Genomic DNA, 12,731 nt, shown 5'->3' with positions numbered 1-12,731 from the left:
GTACGGGACAGCATAGGGCCATTGCGGCGCGATTAAAGCCGTTTGAAAGGCGGGAGCGGGTCAGGCCCGCCCCCGTCCGTTCGTCTTACAGTCCGTCGACGCTCTTGCTGACGAGGATGTTCACCGCAACGCGGCGATTCTGCGCCTTGCCGGCGGCAGTGTCGTTGGGAGCCAGCGGATCGGCTTCGGACATGCCGGTGGGCGTCAGCATGCGATAGGGCTTCCAGCCGCACTGCTGCTGCAGGAAGTTGACCACCCGGCCCGCGCGACGTTCGCTGAGCTGCTGGTTGAATTCCTCGCTGCCGGTCGAATCGGTGTAGCCGACGACAAGCATCAGCGCGTTGTCCATGCCCTCGGCCTGCGCGGCGGTGGAGCACAGGTCGGCCTTGGCCTGCTCGGACAGGTTCCACCTGCCGACATCGAAGTTCACGTTGGTCGTGCCCTTGATGTTGTACTGGTCGATGTCGCCCATGCGGCCGCGCAGCGCCTCGGTAGCGGCCTCGTTCTGCACGAAGCGCTGATCGGTGCCGTTGTGGATCATCGCCGCGGTCTTCAGGTCCTTGGACTTGAGCTCGATGCGGCTGGCGACAAGGTTGCTGCCCCACTCAACCGTGTCGACGGTGACGGGCAGGCCGTTGAGCAGCGAGTCGGTGCCGAGCCGGTCGCGGTCGAGGCCGAGGAAGCCGCCGGTCGAGCGAATCTCGGTCGCCTCGCTCAGCAGGACGACGGTGCTCGCGCCGCCGGGCGCGGTGATCTGCACCTTTTCGCCGCTGCGCGCGGAGATGAAACCCTCGACCTCGGCACCCTGGCGCAGGTCGGAAAGGTCCGCAGGCGGCGTGCCGTAGACGGTGGTCTCGTAAGCGGCTCCCTGCGTGTAGGACGTGCGGGGGTCCATTTCCTGCGCCTGCGCAATGCCGGCAGCCGGAACCGCCAGCATGGCGGTTGCAGCAAGCACGCCTGCCTTGTTCGCCTTGATATTCATAAACGTCTCTCCTTCAGTACCGACCAACCGGACCCGATCGCGCCACTGGCGACGATCCCCCTTCCGGACCGCCCGGTCGTCGATGCCCCCTCATTACAGAATTCAGGTCCGCGCGAGCCAACGGCCGCACGTGTGACGTCCGTGTTCGTGCCATCCTTTCCTGCACATTAACGTTACCTGCCGGACTGTTAGTCGCAAGGTTAATCCGGGCGTCAAGTGCGACAAACGGAACCTCGCTGCAGCCACTATGCGACCCGCGAATCCGGAACTTTCTCGGAACAGTGTGCGGCCTGCGGGATTGAACACGTAACCCGGAAGGGTTTCCGCGGGTGCCCCGGTGCCCGGAATCGCACTGGACCACGCTCCGCGCAGGCCGCTTCCGCGACCGCGACCCGTGAGACAATGCAGAAGAGGAGAATTGAGATATGAAGAAACTTGTCATGCTTGCCACCCTGCCCGCCTTTGCGCTGCTTGGCGCCTGCGGCCAGGATTCGGCGGTCGAGGAACAGGGCGACATGCTCGAAGAGCGTGCCGACGCCGTGGAAAACATGGGCGACGACCGCGCCGGACAGCTCGAGGAAATGGCCGACGAGGCCAATACCGACGCGCGCGAGGACATGCTGAACGAACGCGCCGAGCAGGTCGACGATATCGGCGACGACCGCGCCGAGGCGCTGAACGAGCGCGCCGACGAGATGGAATAAGACGCCACGCGCCACGCAGTCGAGGCCCTCCCCCTTGCGGCTTCGGCGCGGGAGGGCCCTCGCAATTTGCGGGGGCCTTTTCGTTTGTGCCAGGCGCGCGCTGCCGCGTCACCCGACGAGTTTCGGAACCGACGCGCGAGCGCCTGCATTGCGTTGACAAGCAACGAGGAACCGGAATGACAGACGCACCCACCGCCATCGCCATCAATTGCACGCTCAAGCCGTCGGGCGAAAGCTCCACCGACCGGATGATCGGCCTTCTCGGGGACAAGTTCGCCGCCCACGGCGTAACGCTTGCCGAGACGATCCGCATCGCCGCGCACGACGTGAAACCCGGCGTGACGTCCGACGAGGGCAAGGGCGACGACTGGCCGGCGATCCGCGAGAAAATCCTCGCCCACGACATCCTCGTCTTCGGCACGCCGATCTGGATGGGCCAGGTCTCCAGCGTCGCCAAGCGCGCGCTCGAACGCATGGACGCGTTCATGGGCGAAACCGACGATGCCGGCCGCATGCCCAGCTATTCGAAAGTCGCCGTCGCCGCGATCGTCGGCAACGAGGACGGCGCGCACTGGGCCTCCTCGCAGATCTTCCAGTCGCTGTCCGACACCGGCTTCACCATCCCGGCAAGCGCTGTCAGCTACTGGGTGGGAGAGGCGATGGGTTCGGTCGACTTCAAGGATCTCGACAAGGTGCCCGACAGGATCGACAGCACGGCCGCGATGGTCGCGGCCAACGCCGCCCACCTTGCCGGATTGCTGAAAGGTTCGCCCTATCCCGGCTGATCAGTCCGAGAAGCGGTACTGGTCCTGCGAGCCGGGCATGCCGTCCTTGGCCCCGCCTGCCGGCTCCTTCGCCTTGTCCTGCGCGTTGCGCACCGCCCTGGCGATCAGTTCGTCCTGCTCGTCCGCCGCGATGCGCTCCCATCCGTTGCGGGTCAGCCGCTCGAGCGGGCGATAGCGCACCTTGTACTGCATGCGGGGCGAGCCATCGACCCAGTAGCCGAGGTAGACGAACGGCAGGTCCATCTTCTTGGCGCGGCGGATGTGCTCGAGGATGATGTAGTTGCCCAGGCCCTGCCGGCTTTCGTGTCCGGGATCGTAGAAGCTGTAGATCATCGACAGCCCGTCTCCCTGCCGGTCTGTCAGGCAGGCGCCGACGAGGCGGCCCGGCGTCACGCCGTCGAAAGAGGGCTCGCGGTATTCGATCATGTAGCTGGTGACGGGCGTGTGCTCGACCATGTCGGCGAAATCGACCTCGTCCATCGTCGCCATGCCGCCGCCCGGATGCCGCGCACCGAGATATTGCTGCAGAAGCTCGAACTGCTCGTTCGTCGACCACGGGCGGCACAGCGTCGCGATCAGGTCGCCGTTGCGCTTCAGGTTGCGCTTCTGGGTCGAGGACGGCTGGAATTCCTCGGCGACGACACGCACCGACACGCAGGCGTTGCAGTCGATGCACGAGGGCCGATACGCGACGGTCTGGCTGCGACGAAAGCCGATGCGTCCCAGCGCATCGTTGAGCGCGTCGGCATGCGGCCCCTTCAGCTCCGTGAACACCTTCCGCTCGCTGCGGTCCGGCAGGTACGGACACGGCGCGGGGCTCGTCACGAAAAATCGGGGAAAGCGTACAGGTGCCGTCACGGGCGCACTCTTGGTCCTCTTGCCGGAGCGGGTTCGAAATTGCTTGACCCGACTATGCCCATCCCCCCCCCGCGTTGAAAGGGTTTTAACCAAGAAATAAGCCTAACCGACCCTTAATTTGCACAATTGCACGGTTGGCGAGCGGATTTGGTGCGTTCCGCGCAATTCGCATCGGCCGTGCGCCAGGGGGCGCGTCAGTTCACCCCGACCTGGCTTACCGCGTAGCCATCGGCCTCCAGCGCGTCGACGAGAGCGTCGAGCTGCTCGCGGTCGCGCGCCTCGCACTCGATGTCGGTGACGAGGCCCTTCGCGGGCAGGTGCGTGAAGATGCGCTGGTGGTAGATCTCGATGATGTTGACGTTGTAGCGGTCGAACTTCTCCATCACCTTGAACAGCGCGCCGGGCCTGTCCTGCAGCGAGATGCGCAGCCGCGCGAGCCGCCCCGAGCGCGCAAGGTCGCGCAGGAGCACGTTGGCGAGAAGCCGCGTGTCGATGTTGCCGCCGGTCAGGACGATGCCGGTCTTCTTCCCCTCGAACAGGTGGCGATGCGAAAGGACGGCGGCAAGGCCGGCCGCGCCCGCACCCTCGACCACGGTCTTCTCGATCTGGAGTAGCAGCGCCAGCGCGGTTTCCAGTTCGGGTTCGGACACCAGCACGAAATCGTCGAGCAGGCCGTCGAGCACCTTCGAGGTGAAGCGTCCCGGCTCCTTTACCGCGATACCTTCGGCCAGCGTGTCCCCGCCCGAGGGGCGCTTGTCGTGCTTGAGGACGTTGTACATCGAGGGAAACAGCTCGGCCTCGACACCGATCAGGCCGATGTCCGGATTGATGTCGCGCGCGATCGTGCCCATGCCAGAGGCCAGCCCGCCGCCGCCGACCGGCAGCGCCAGCACCTCGAGGTCGGGCACGTCCTCGAGCATCTCGAGCGCGACGGTGCCCTGGCCGGCGGCGACCAGCGGCTCGTCGAACGGATGCACGAAGGCGAGGCCAAGCTCTGTCTCCAGCTTGCGGGCGTGGGCATAGGCCTCGTCGAAGTTCTCGCCGTGGAGCACCACCTTGCCGCCCACGCTCTCGGTCTGCATCACCTTCACCGTCGGGGTCGTGCGCGGCATGACGATGGTGACCGGAATGCCGAGGCGCGTGCCGTGGTAGGACAGCCCCTGCGAATGGTTGCCCGCCGAAGCCGCGATCACGCCGCGCCGGCGCTTTTCCTCGTCCAGGTGGAGCATCGCGTTGAGCGCGCCGCGCTCCTTGTAGGCGGCGGTGAACTGCAGGTTCTCGAACTTCAGCCAGATTTCCGCGCCGGTGATCTGGCTCAGCGTGATGCTGCGCAGCGTCGGCGTGCGCACGACGGCGCCCTCGATCCGGGCGGCGGCGGCGCGCACGTGGTCGGCGGTAAGCGTCTGGCCCTCATCGGGCGCGGTCCTGAGCGCGGGCTGGTTCATCGGCGGGGCCGTAAAGGAAAGTGGCTCGTAAGGGAAGCTTCCGCCCTGCCGCCTTCTTGCGGTTTGCACGGGCGCAAAACAGGCTAGAGAGGCAAGCATGAGCCAGAAACGCAAAGTCTCCTTCCTCGGCCTCGGCGTGATGGGCGGGCCGATCGCGCGCCACATCGGCAGCGCCGGGCACACGCTGACCATCTACAACCGCAGCCCCGCGCGCCTCTCCGCCTGGCGAGAGGCTAACCCCTCGCTGGACGTGCGCGTCGCCGAAAGCCCCGCCGAAGCCGCGACCGGCGCGGACGCGGTGATCACCTGCGTGGGCGACGACGACGACCTGGCCGACGTCGTGCTCAGCCCGCACGGCGTGTTCACGCAGATGGCGGCGGGTTCGGTCTTCATCGACCACACCACGGTCAGCCCGCGCATCGCCCGGCAAGTCGCGGTCGAGGCGCGCGACAAGGGCATCCACTGCGTCGATGCACCGATGACGGGGTCCCAGATCGGCGCGGAGAACGGCACGCTCACGCTGATGTGCGGCGGGCGCAAGGACGCGATCGAGGCGGCGCGCCCGATCATGGCGGCCTACTCGGCGCGCGTCGTCCACGTCGGCAAGGCGGGCGCGGGCCAGTCGGCCAAGATGGCCAACCAGATCTGCATCGCCGGGATCGTCTCGGCGCTGGCCGAGGCAGTGCGCTTCGCCGAGGCATCGCACCTCGACATGGCCAAGGTCTACGAGGCGATATCGGGCGGCGCGGCGCAAAGCTGGCAGATGGACAACCGCTGGGAAACGATGGTCGCCGGCGAATTCGACTTCGGCTTCGCGGTCGACTGGATGAGGAAGGACCTCGGCCTCGCCATAGAGGAAGGGCGCGGCCTCGGCGTATCGCTGCCGGTCGCCGCGCTCGTCGACCAGTTCTATTCCGAAGTCCAGGCGATGGGGGGTGGCCGCCAGGACACCAGCGCGCTGATCCGCCGCCTGCCGAGGAAGGGCAAGGCGTGAGGGGTATTGCATTCGCCGCACTGCTCGCGGCTTCGGTTTCGGTCGCAGTCTCCGGCCCTGTCCGTGCCGACGTCCTGATCGACAACGTCAACGGCATCACCCTCGACGAGAACGGCGAGGTCGAGCGCTTCAACGCGGTCCTCGTCGGCGACGACGGGTGCATCGAACAGGTCTACGGCCGGCGCGACAAGCGGCCCGGCAAGGTCGACTATTCGATGGACGGACGCGGTCGCACCCTGCTGCCCGGCATGATCGACGCGCACGGGCACGTCATGGACCTCGGCTTCGCGCAACTGACGCTCGACCTGACTTCGGCCGACACGCTTGCCGAGGCGCAGGCGATGATCGCCGCCTATGCCGCCGCGCACCCGGACCGCCCGTGGATTCTCGGCACCGGCTGGAACCAGGAGACCTGGGGCCTCGGCCGCTTCCCAACCGCCGCCGACCTCGACGAAGTGGTGAGCGACCGCCCGGTCTGGCTCGAGCGGGTGGACGGCCATGCGGGCTGGGCCAACAGCGCGGCGCTTTCGGCGGCGGGCGTCACCGCAAGGACCGCGGACCCTGCGGGCGGGCGGATCGAGCGCGTCGCCGGATCGCAGGCTCCCACAGGCGTCTTCGTCGATGCCGCCGCGAAGCTCGTCGAGGCAGTTGTGCCGACGCCGCGCCCCGAGGACCGCGACCTCGCACTGGCCGAAGCGCAGCAGGTCCTCCTCAGGAACGGTGTGACGACGATCGCCGACATGGGCACTTCGATAGAGGACTGGCAGACCTATCGCCGCGCAGGCGACGCCGGGTCGCTGCAGGTACGGATCGTCTCCTATGCCGCCGGGACCGACGCGATGACGCTGATCGGCGGGCCGGGACCGACGCCCTGGCTCTACGAGGACCGGCTGAAGCTGAACGGGGTGAAGCTCTACGTCGACGGCGCGCTCGGCTCGCGCGGGGCGGCGCTGAAAGCGCCCTACGCCGACGATCCGGACAATTCCGGTCTCATGCGCATGAACGAGACGCAGCTCGGCAACCTGATGAGCCGTGCCGCCATCGACAATTTCCAGGTCGCGGTCCACGCCATCGGGGACGAGGCAAACGCGGTCGTGCTCGACACCATCGACGAGCTGACCGAAACCTATACCGGCGACCGGCGCTGGCGGATCGAACATGCGCAGGTGGTCGATCCCGCCGATATCGCGCGCTTCGGGCGGCACGGCATCGTCGCTTCGATGCAGCCGCGTCACCAGACATCGGACGCCGCGATGGCCGAAGCCCGGCTCGGATCCGAACGGCTCGCAGGGGCCTATGCGTGGAAGTCGATCGCCGCGACGGGTGCGACGCTGGCTTTCGGCTCGGATGTCCCGGTCGAGCCGCCACAGCCGCTCGAGGGCATGGCGATCGCGATCACCCGGCAGGACGAAGACGGCCAGCCATTCATGGGCTGGCAGCCGCAGGAGCGCATCGCGCGCGAGGACGCGCTGGCGGGCTACACCACCGGGGCGGCCCATTCGCTGTTCGCCGAAGGACGGCTTGGCCGCATCGCGCCGGGCCTGCGCGCCGATTTCGTGATGATCGATGTCGACCCGCTGCTCGCCTCACCCGCCGAACTGCGCGCTGCGCGGGTGCTTCAGACCTGGGTTGGCGGCAAGATGCTTTACCAGGTCAAGGAAACCTCCCGCCCGGCAGAGGGGCGTTGACCGGGTGCCTCGATCGACCGGCTGCGCGTTGCTTGATCGACTGACGTCGAAGCGGCGAGTTCCTTGATCGACTGACGTCGATACGGCGAGTTCCTTGATCGGCTGACGTCGATGCGGCACCGGCCCTCTCCCCCACCCGGCCACCTAGCGCCAGTATCCTATGGGTGGCCGGGTGGGGGAGAGGGCAGGTGCCGCGCCAGCAAACGCTGGCCTGACGAAAATCATTCCCGGAACCGCGCCAGCGAAAGCTGGCCCGCATCACACGTCCGACGTGCCGGGCTCGCTCGCCTCAGCCTCTTCCCGCGCGCGTTTCTCGCCGATGCGCATGAGGATCAGCGAGCCTTCGAACAGCAGGATCAGCGGCCCTGCGAGCAGCAGCTGCGAGACGACGTCGGGCGGGGTGATGATCGCCGCCACGCCGAAGATCGCGACGATCACGTAGCGGCGAGCGCCGACCAGCTGGGCGCGCGTGACGATCCCCGCGCGGTTGAGCAACAGCAGCAGGACCGGCAGCAGGAAACTCACCCCGAAGGCGAAGATGAACTGCATGACGAGGCTGAGGTAGTCGCCCGTCGCGGGCAGCGCCTCGAGCTGGAGACCGCCCGCCTCGCCCTCGAAGCCGAGGAACCAGCGGAACGCGGTGGGCATCACCACGAAGTAGGCCATCGACGCACCGAGCGCGAACAGTACCGGCGTCGCGACCAGGAAGGGCAGGAACGCCTTCTTCTCGCGCGCGTAGAGGCCCGGCGCGACGAACGCCCAGAGCTGGTTGGCGATGACCGGGAAACTGACGAGGAAGGCCGCGAACAGCGCGACCTTCACGTTGACGAAGAACTGCTCGTAAAGCTTCGTGTAGACGAGCCGTCCCTGCCCTTCGGCAAAGGCCTCGGTCAGCGGGCGCACGAGGATGCCGAAGATGTCGTCGGCGAAATAGAGGCAGATCCCGAACGCGACCGCGAGGACGAGGACGCAGCGCAGCAGCCGGTTGCGCAGCTCGATCAGGTGGTCGAGCAGCGGCGCCTGCGAATCGTCGATGTCCTTCACCTTCAGCATGTCAGCGGCGCGGCGGCAGCGGCAGCTGCGGCTCGGCGTCCACTTCGGCGGGCTTCGCGGCCTCGGGCTTCTCGTTGCCGGTCTCGCCGGCGCTCGGCTCCTCGACGGGAGCGGGAGCCGGCTCGTCGTACCTCTTCACCGCGTCGTCGGCGGAGATCGGCGCCATCTCGTTGACGTCATGGTCGGCCGCCTGCGGATGCGCCTTCATGATCGCCTCGTTCTGCTGGCGCCACTTCTTCTCCATGTCCTCCATCTCGGCCTCGCGCACCATCGTGTCGATGCCGGCGCGGAAGTGGCCGGAGATGCGGCGCATCTTGCCGATCCAGCGTCCTGCCGTGCGCATGGCGAGCGGAAGGTCCTTCGGCCCGATCACGAGGACCGCGACCACGACTATCAGCAGCAGTTCGGCGGCGCCGATATCGAACATGGCTCAGGCTCTGATTCGCCGCGAGCGGCGGGGCGTCAATTGCCCGAGTGCGCGCTTCCGCTTTCGGCGGGCGCCGGGGCGGAGGAGGTCGCGGGCTTGCTTTCGGCGGGCGGAGGCGTCTGCTGGGAAATCTGCGGCGGCGGGGCTGCGGGCTTTTCCTGGGCGCTTTCCTCGTCGGTCATGCCCTTCTTGAAGCTTTTGATCCCCTTGCCGAAATCGCCCATCATCTCGGAAATCCGGCCGCGGCCGAACAGCACGAGGATGACCAGCGCGACGATCAGGAGTTGCCAGGGGCCGATATTCATTTTCTCGATACCTTGTTCGCGTTCACGCGCCCGATATAGGCGATCGCGCCCGCCGGCGCCAGTCAGTCGCTGTCGGCGCTTTCCCCGGTCGCGGGTTCCCTGTCGGTGCCGCGTTCGAGTTCCTCGGCGACGAGGTCGTCGTCGACCGGGTCGAGCAGCCCCGCCGCGCGCAATTCGTCGATCCCCGGCAGGTCGCGGCGCGAGGCGAGGCCGAAGTGCGAGAGGAAATCGGGCGTCGTCGCGTAGATCACCGGGCGTCCGGGGACCTCGCGCCGCCCGGCAACGCGCACCCAGCCCGCCTCCAGCAGCACGTCGAGCGTGCCCTTCGCGGTCTGCACGCCGCGAATCGCCTCGATCTCGGCGCGGCTCACCGGCTCGTGGTAGGCAACGATCGCCAGCACCTCGGTCGCCGCGCGCGACAGGCGGCGCACGTCCATCCGCTCGCGCCGCAACAGGTGGGCAAGGTCGGGCGCGGTCTGGAACTGCCAGCGCCTGCCCCGCTCGACGAGGCGGACGCCCCGACCCTCGTAGTGCGCGCAAAGCTCGGCCAGCGCCGCCTTGACGTCGGCATCGCCGAGGTGCGTGGAGATCGCCTCTGCCGTCATCGGCTCCTCGGCCGCGAACAGCGTCGCTTCCACCGCGCGGACGAGGTCGTCGGGCGGGCTCATGCCCGCACCGCCTTCAGCCGCAGCGGTCCGAATGTCTCGTCCTGCGCCAGTTCGGCCTTGCCGGTGCGCGCCAGTTCGAGCGCGGCCACGAAGCTGGAAGCGAGCGCCGAGCGACGCAGCTGCGGTTCGGCATGCGGCGGCAGGAAATCGCGCAGTTCCATCCAGTCGAGATTGACGCCGAGCATGGCGGAAACCCGCGACAACGCGCTGTCGAGCGTCATCACCGCGCGCTCGCGCACCAAGTGGACCACGGGCTGCGTGCGCGCCTTGACCTGCCCGTAGGCCTGGACGAGCGAATACCAGTCGCACTGCCAGCGGTTCCTGCGGTCGACGCGCAGGCCCTCGGGCGCGCCGCGCGCGAAGACGTCGCGACCCAGCCGGTCGCGCGCCATCAGCCGCGCCGCCGCCTCGCGCATCGCGCCGAGCCGCTGGAGCCGCAGTTGCAGCCGCAGCGCCAGTTCCTCCGGGCTCGGGTCCTCCTGCTCTTCCTTCGGTAGCAGCAGCGCGCTTTTCAGGTAGGCGAGCCAGGCCGCCATCACGAGGTAATCGGCGGCGAGTTCCAGCCGCAGCGCCTCGGCCCGCTCGATGTAGGTCAGGTACTGGTCGACCAGTTCGAGGATCGAGATCCCGCGCAAGTCCACCTTCTGCCGCCTTGCGAGGTCGAGCAGCAGGTCGAGCGGGCCTTCCCACCCGTCGAGTTCGAGGTAGAGCGCATCGTCGCGCTCCTCGGCGGTGGCGGCGACGCTCCAGTCGTCGGACCCGTCGGGCGCGGACGCCGCGCCGGAAAGCTCGCTTCCGGCGAAGTCGACGCTCACGCCTGCCGCTCCGCCATCTCGATGAGCGAATCGCGCTTTGCGATGAGTTCGGCCTGGTTGCCGGCGGCACCGCCGTCGCCCGAGGCCTTGAGCGCGCGGTCGAGCCGCAGCGTCGCCTCGTCCGTCATGGCGGGCAGCCGCTGCGCGATGCCCACCATGTCGTCCAACTTCGCCCAGCAGTTGAGCGCGATGTCGCAGCCCGCCGCGATCACCCTCTCGGCCCGTTCGGGCACCGTGCCGTCGAGCGCTTCCATGTCGAGGTCGTCCGACAGGAGCAGCCCGGCAAAGCCGATCTTCGTGCGAATCACCTCACGGACGACGATGGGCGAGAGCGAGGCGGCATTTTCAGGGTCCCACGCAGTGTAGCGCACGTGCGCGGTCATGCCGATGGGCGCGTCGGCGAGCGCCTGGAAAGGCTTGAGGTCCTCGGCAAGATCGTCCTCGGTGGCCTCGACGGTGGGCAGTTCCCTGTGGCTGTCCGCGCCCGCACGCCCGTGGCCCGGCAAGTGCTTGACGCAGCCGGTAACGCCTGCGCGGGCAAGCCCTGCAAGGATCGCCCGGCCGAGCGCGGCGACGCGCATCGGGTCCGAACCGAGCGCGCGATCCCCGATCACGTCGTGCGCGCCTTCGTGCCGCAGGTCGAGCACCGGGTGGCAATCGACGGTGATCCCGGCCTCGGCCAGGTCGATGCCGAGCGCCTCGGCGTTGACCCGCGCCGCCTCGATCGCGCTGGCGGGCGCGATCTCGTACAGCTTGCTGAACGTGTCGCCCGGCGGGAATGCCAGCCACTCGGGCGGTTTCATCCGCGAGACGCGCCCGCCTTCCTGGTCGATGCAGACGAACAGGCGCTCGCGCCCGTGGAGGTCGCGCAGCGCGTCGGTCAGCGCGCGAAGCTGCGCGCGGTTTTCGCAATTGCGCGCGAACAGGATGTACCCGGCAGGGTCCGCGTCCCTGAAGAACGCGCGTTCGTCGGCGGTCAGCTCGGTGCCGGAAAGGCCGAAAATCGCAGGCAGCATTGCGCGAGAATCGCAGAATCGCGCGGTTTCCGCAAGTTCCGGCTGCCGCTTCGCCGGGGATAAGCGCCGCCGGTGCGGCGCCTCCCCGGTACGCTCGCGATCAGTTCTTGACCTGGCAGCTCAGGCCCGCGGCCTTGAGGTCCGAGCACAGCGAGCGCGCGGCGGCGGCATCGCCGGGGAGCGCCTGCAGGCGATAGACCGTGCCGATGTCGGCGCGCCCCTCGACGATGCGGTAGCGCATGCCCGAAAGCACCTCGTTCTGCGCCGAAAGCTTGCTCCAGCCCGATTCGGCGAGCGCACGCGTCGAGAACGCGCCGACCTGCACGCCCGGTCCCGAAGGCGCGGACGCGGCATCGTCGCTGCCCGAGGCCGCGGCGGGGGCAGCGGATTTCTCGGCAGGCGGGGCCTTTTCGGCGGCTGCCTTCTTCTGCGCGCCCTTGTCGAGCGTATCGAAGCCGGGCTTGGGAGAAGCATCGTCCTGGCCCAGCCGCGCGGGACGGGTTTCGCCCTCGGAAACCGCGAAGCTGGTGTCGCCGGTGCCTTCGAAAGTCTTGCCGCCCGGATTCTCGGGCTTTTCCTTGTAGGGCGTGTCGGGCGCTTCGATCACGCCGCCTTCGGCCACCAGGCCGGGCTCGCCCTTGTCGCGGGTCGCCCACCAGATTCCGCCGAAGATCAGCGCCAGCGCGGCGATGCCGAGCAGCGCGAGCATGACGAGCTGGCCGGTGGCGTAGCCGCCTTCGTCGATATCGTCGTCGTCGCCCTCGAGCCAGGGGAGCCGCTCTTCCTCCTCGGTGAGTTCGAGCTCGTCTGACCGGTACGGCCCGGCCGCGTCCTCGGCGACGGGCTCATGCTCCGCGACGGGTTCATCCTCGGGAGGCGCGAGATGCTCCTCGGTCGTCTCGAACGGTTCGTCGCGATCCCCGTGCCCGGTATCGTCCCGGCCCGGATAATCCTCGTCGCGATCGTGCGGTCCAAACGTGTCGGACATCGA

At 68.1% G+C, this 12,731-nt stretch carries 14 protein-coding genes; 4 read left to right on the top strand and 10 right to left on the bottom strand.

The features are described 5' to 3' along the window. Positions 1 to 85 precede the first annotated feature (85 nt). Complete coding sequence (locus FHS75_RS07680) at positions 86 to 982, bottom strand: OmpA family protein (RefSeq protein WP_179407092.1); 897 nt, start codon at positions 980 to 982, stop codon at positions 86 to 88. A 425-nt stretch (positions 983 to 1,407) separates the two neighbouring features. Here FHS75_RS07680 and FHS75_RS07675 point away from each other — a divergent pair, with 425 nt between their 5' ends. Continuing rightward, positions 1,408 to 1,686, top strand: a complete 279-nt coding sequence (locus tag FHS75_RS07675) for a hypothetical protein (RefSeq protein ID WP_179407091.1) — start codon at positions 1,408 to 1,410, stop codon at positions 1,684 to 1,686. Positions 1,687 to 1,862: 176 nt separating this feature from the next. After that, positions 1,863 to 2,471 carry a flavodoxin family protein gene (locus tag FHS75_RS07670; protein WP_179407090.1) on the top strand — a complete coding sequence of 203 codons (609 nt, stop codon included), beginning with the start codon at positions 1,863 to 1,865 and terminating at the stop codon, positions 2,469 to 2,471. Here the strand turns inward: FHS75_RS07670 and FHS75_RS07665 are convergent, their stop codons facing one another. Further along, complete coding sequence (locus FHS75_RS07665; protein ID WP_179407089.1) at positions 2,472 to 3,329, bottom strand: arginyltransferase; 858 nt, start codon at positions 3,327 to 3,329, stop codon at positions 2,472 to 2,474. A gap of 194 nt (positions 3,330 to 3,523) precedes the next feature. After that, positions 3,524 to 4,774, bottom strand: coding sequence for a threonine ammonia-lyase (locus FHS75_RS07660; RefSeq protein ID WP_179407088.1), 1,251 nt, complete (start codon positions 4,772 to 4,774; stop codon positions 3,524 to 3,526). Positions 4,775 to 4,871: 97 nt separating this feature from the next. Here FHS75_RS07660 and FHS75_RS07655 point away from each other — a divergent pair, with 97 nt between their 5' ends. Both FHS75_RS07655 and FHS75_RS07650 read left to right on the top strand, forming a co-directional pair. Further along, positions 4,872 to 5,768, top strand: a complete 897-nt coding sequence (locus FHS75_RS07655) for an NAD(P)-dependent oxidoreductase (protein WP_179407087.1) — start codon at positions 4,872 to 4,874, stop codon at positions 5,766 to 5,768. Then, the gene (locus FHS75_RS07650) at positions 5,765 to 7,456 is read left to right on the top strand and encodes an amidohydrolase (protein ID WP_373284974.1); all 1,692 of its coding nucleotides are present in this window, start codon (positions 5,765 to 5,767) and stop codon (positions 7,454 to 7,456) included. The genes FHS75_RS07655 and FHS75_RS07650 overlap by 4 nt, the downstream gene beginning before the upstream one ends. A 258-nt stretch (positions 7,457 to 7,714) precedes the next feature. On the opposite strand, the gene tatC is transcribed toward FHS75_RS07650, so the two are convergent. The 7 genes from tatC to FHS75_RS07615 all read right to left on the bottom strand — a co-directional run bounded on the left by tatC (position 7,715) and on the right by FHS75_RS07615 (position 12,728). Continuing rightward, on the bottom strand, positions 7,715 to 8,509 hold the full coding sequence (gene tatC, locus FHS75_RS07645; protein ID WP_179407086.1) for a twin-arginine translocase subunit TatC: 795 nt from the start codon (positions 8,507 to 8,509) through the stop codon (positions 7,715 to 7,717). Position 8,510: 1 nt separating this feature from the next. Next, a complete protein-coding gene (gene tatB / locus FHS75_RS07640; protein ID WP_179407085.1) occupies positions 8,511 to 8,936 on the bottom strand; it encodes a Sec-independent protein translocase protein TatB in 426 nt (141 codons plus the stop codon). Between the two features lie 35 nt (positions 8,937 to 8,971). Further along, entirely contained in the window at positions 8,972 to 9,241 is a 270-nt protein-coding gene (locus tag FHS75_RS07635; RefSeq protein WP_179407084.1) for a Sec-independent protein translocase subunit TatA, read from the bottom strand. 62 nt (positions 9,242 to 9,303) lie between these two features. Continuing rightward, entirely contained in the window at positions 9,304 to 9,909 is a 606-nt protein-coding gene (gene scpB / locus FHS75_RS07630; protein WP_179407083.1) for an SMC-Scp complex subunit ScpB, read from the bottom strand. Beyond that, entirely contained in the window at positions 9,906 to 10,724 is an 819-nt protein-coding gene (locus FHS75_RS07625) for a segregation and condensation protein A (protein WP_179407082.1), read from the bottom strand. Before FHS75_RS07625 ends, scpB begins: the two co-directional genes overlap by 4 nt. Next, positions 10,721 to 11,740: a beta-N-acetylhexosaminidase gene (nagZ, locus tag FHS75_RS07620; RefSeq protein WP_179407081.1), complete on the bottom strand. Its 1,020-nt coding sequence runs from the start codon at positions 11,738 to 11,740 to the stop codon at positions 10,721 to 10,723. The genes FHS75_RS07625 and nagZ overlap by 4 nt, the downstream gene beginning before the upstream one ends. Before the next feature lie 100 nt (positions 11,741 to 11,840). Next, complete coding sequence (locus tag FHS75_RS07615; RefSeq protein ID WP_244959011.1) at positions 11,841 to 12,728, bottom strand: SPOR domain-containing protein; 888 nt, start codon at positions 12,726 to 12,728, stop codon at positions 11,841 to 11,843. Positions 12,729 to 12,731 lie beyond the last annotated feature (3 nt).

The sequence above is a fragment of the Novosphingobium marinum genome (assembly GCF_013408095.1).
Classification (GTDB): domain Bacteria; phylum Pseudomonadota; class Alphaproteobacteria; order Sphingomonadales; family Sphingomonadaceae; genus Novosphingobium; species Novosphingobium marinum.
This window is presented reverse-complemented; position numbering and strand designations above follow the sequence as displayed.